The 1,543-nt window shown below is 46.2% G+C and carries 1 protein-coding gene; it reads left to right on the top strand.

The window, feature by feature from the left end:
* Window positions 1-125: 125 nt before the first annotated feature.
* Window positions 126-1,241, top strand: coding sequence for an IS110 family RNA-guided transposase (locus tag B4O97_RS19080; protein WP_083053110.1), 1,116 nt, complete (start codon window positions 126-128; stop codon window positions 1,239-1,241).
* Window positions 1,242-1,543 lie beyond the last annotated feature (302 nt).

The following is a 1,543-nucleotide window of genomic DNA, read 5'->3' as shown; positions in this document are numbered from 1 at the left end:
CGCAGGATATGGGAAAAAGAGTAGACAATATGAAGTGACCCCCAGTTTGCGAATCGCGGATTCACCGAGCATACTGGGAAAAGAAAACAACCCATGCGGCTACCGCATACAAATGGAGGTCACTAATGAATACTGTAATCCACATTGGAATCGATGTCCACAAAGATACCTACTCTCTGTGTTCATTCAACTTCTCAAATCAGAAGAGTTTCGGCCAAACCAAAATTACCAGCAAGAGTGCACTGGTGGTCAAATATGTTCGAAAATTACAGAAAGAACATCCCGAATGCACCGTTCTTTGTGGTTATGAAGCAGGACCAACCGGATACGGGCTCTACCGGGATCTGGCAAAAGCAGATATCCCCTGTGTAATCATGGCTCCTACCACGTTGCCAAAAGCACCTGGCAATCATGTAAAAACGGACAGGACAGATGCTGAAGGACTGGCCAGACATCTGGCTTGGGGTACCTACAGTGCTATCCACATACCGACGCCAGAGGATGAAGCGATAAAAAATTATACACGGTTGAGAAATACCCGGCAAAAAGCTCTTAGGCGAGCGAAACAGAACCTGTTGTCCTTCCTCCTGCGTCATGGACGATGTTTCACCGGTGGAACGAATTATTGGACTAAAGTCCACTATAGGTGGCTGAAAGAGCAACTCTTTCAGGATGTGGTCGACCAGGAAACGTTTAATGAATATCTGCAGGAAATACACGACCAACAGGAGAAGGTAGATCGTTGTAATCAGCGGATCGAAGAGTTGGCAGCCCAGGATGCCTATCAAGACCGGGTCTCGAAACTGCGTTGTTTTAGGGGGATAGAGACGCATACGGCACTATCGTTTATTGCAGAAGTTGGAGATTTCTGTCGGTTTGCAAACCCACAACAGTTCTCCTCATTCCTGGGTCTGGTTCCCAAGGAGAACTCCAGTGGTCAGAGAGAACGGCGAGGGAGCATCACAAAGGCAGGGAATCAACGTTTACGGCTCTTGCTTATCGAAGGAGCCAACTCAACCCTGAAAAGCAACATTTATGGCAAGAAATCGAAGCGGCTCCTGGCGAGGCAGAAAGGTAATGAACCTGATGTTATCGCATATGCTGATAATGCCAACAGAAGGTTGCACAGAGTCTACAATCATCTTGTTGCCCGTGGTGTGCATCACAACAAGGCAACCGTGGCTGTTGCCAGAGAGTTGTCCTGCTTCATCTGGGGTATGATGAACAATAGAATCAACTGACCAATCCGATTTCAAGAAGAGGGAGTAAGGATGAGAGAGATTGATAGACAGGATAATCGGGCAACGATCCAGCTATCTTCGATAAAACTATGTTGACACCCCGGAGGTGATTCACGCAAGTAGACGGAAAGGGCTTAAGGCGGACCATTGGCCTGCATTAACCAATATGCGTATATCAGAATGGTCAAATGCCGAAAACTGATTTCCTGTCTATCGATCCCTTTCTTTGTTCATTATGTTAGGAGGTTTTTGTTTCGTGAAAGAAAAATAAACCTTGACAAAGGTCACATCATATCAGTTTT

The organism is Marispirochaeta aestuarii (genome assembly GCF_002087085.1).
GTDB lineage: Bacteria > Spirochaetota > Spirochaetia > JC444 > Marispirochaetaceae > Marispirochaeta > Marispirochaeta aestuarii.
The sequence above is the reverse complement of the archived record's forward strand: the minus strand, read 5'-3'. Positions and strand labels throughout refer to the sequence as shown.

Coding starts and splice junctions, on each gene's coding strand:
- B4O97_RS19080 (WP_083053110.1), top strand. CDS start 126: ATGAATACTGTAATCCACATTGGAATCGATGTCCACAAAGATACCTAC.